At 35.5% G+C, this 1,484-nt stretch carries 2 protein-coding genes; one reads left to right on the forward strand and one right to left on the reverse strand.

Annotated elements, in window-relative coordinates:
• On the reverse strand, positions 1 to 177 hold a 177-nt coding region (locus DNK84_RS15135; protein WP_119344999.1), incomplete at its 3' end, for a DUF4277 domain-containing protein.
• Positions 178 to 830: 653 nt separating this feature from the next.
• Here DNK84_RS15135 and DNK84_RS13580 point away from each other — a divergent pair.
• Positions 831 to 1,484, forward strand: a 654-nt coding sequence (locus tag DNK84_RS13580) for a hypothetical protein (RefSeq protein WP_162902503.1), incomplete at its 3' end; no start/stop codon positions are given.

Genomic DNA, 1,484 nt, shown 5'->3' on the forward strand with positions numbered 1-1,484 from the left:
GCCATTCATGCATAAAGCAGCTAAAACCTCACCGGGTTTTACCTTCTCCTGGTCAGAAAAACCTAACTTCTTGTTCACGAAATCAATAATCCCAAACTTCTTAAATACCCCAGTTACTAATCCCAGATGATCCAGGTTCTTCGTTTGTAAAATTTCCATTTTGAATACAGCTTGCATATAACTTTGTGAAATATCCTACACGAAAAAACTTTAAAATGCTTTATTAGGCGTGATCAATGTGTGCAGTTAATAGCTGCCCTTGCCAGAGGCTTTGGGTGCTCATATACTAAGACAATGAAACTGTTCATTTTTTCCTAACGCATTCGCTATTAGCAAAATCCATATAACCTTTCATTTTAATAAATTGTTTGTAAGACGAGACTCAATAGTGTTTTTATTGTTATGAAGATTTCTTTTTTGATGAAATTTTACTTGACGTATTATGGCATTTTCCAGTAGATTGTAATGGCAAGACAAACCAGGATTTGTGCTTGGGAAATAGTGTCTGCAAGTGTTTGGTTTTGGATGTATGAAATAAAAATCGCTTGTTTTGTCATTTAACAAATGGGGTTTGTGACACATGGAAATCAACTATGGCAAAAAGTGTTATAGTGCCGTTCGTCATAGAACATTTTTTTGAGCCAGAATGGCTTTGTTGTATGGTGCTTGGTCCATGATTGCTGTTACAAAACACGTTCCAAAGCGCAAAGTAAGTTGATATTAATGTAGTAAAAGTAATTTTTAGGTGATAAATCACTTAAAGGTGTTTTGCAGTAATAGTTTTAGCCTGAATTTAAATAGCAATATAAAAATTTGAGGATGCGAAAAAGATGGATGTAGAAGCGGCAGAAACACTTGATGAGGCACCACAGCAGCGGCAAGATCAGGATATAAACACAAATATTGAGGCTTCATTATCTGAAGTGTCGCATAACCTGATGCTAACAGCAGTACAGTTTAGTGAAATCTCCTATCGTATTTTATCCTGCCTGACACTGAATAATGTTGGGCAATTAAACGCTCAGATGAGAGATAAGCTCATGTTGTTTCATCAAAAGGTTTTGCAGCTGATTAAATCAAAAGAAAAGCAGCCTGATTATACACAGTGTGTTGCTTATACTAATGTGGTCAAACTACTGGCATCAGAAGTTTTACCTGCTTATCTAATACGCCCTTTTATGCTTTTTTTTGAAAAACAGGTGTTTATTAATTTATTAAATGAGATTCTGGAAGTTAATTTTGAACGTACACCTGGCATGATCATAAAAGCAAAGTACATGCTGGAAGAATTTGAAGAATCATTAGTGGAGGAAATTCTCCTTCAGCTAAGTGGTACAGAGATTTATCAGTTAAAACAGGTTGTTAATCGTCTAGCTGATTTCTTCTCGCAAAGCTTAGCAACAAAAGATCAGGCGCGGCGCCTTTTAAAACTTTTGGAAGATAAGGTTAAACCTGTTATTGGTTATGATCTAATGGCACTAAGT

The organism is Facilibium subflavum (assembly GCF_003574485.1).
GTDB classification, from domain to species: domain Bacteria; phylum Pseudomonadota; class Gammaproteobacteria; order Francisellales; family Francisellaceae; genus Facilibium; species Facilibium subflavum.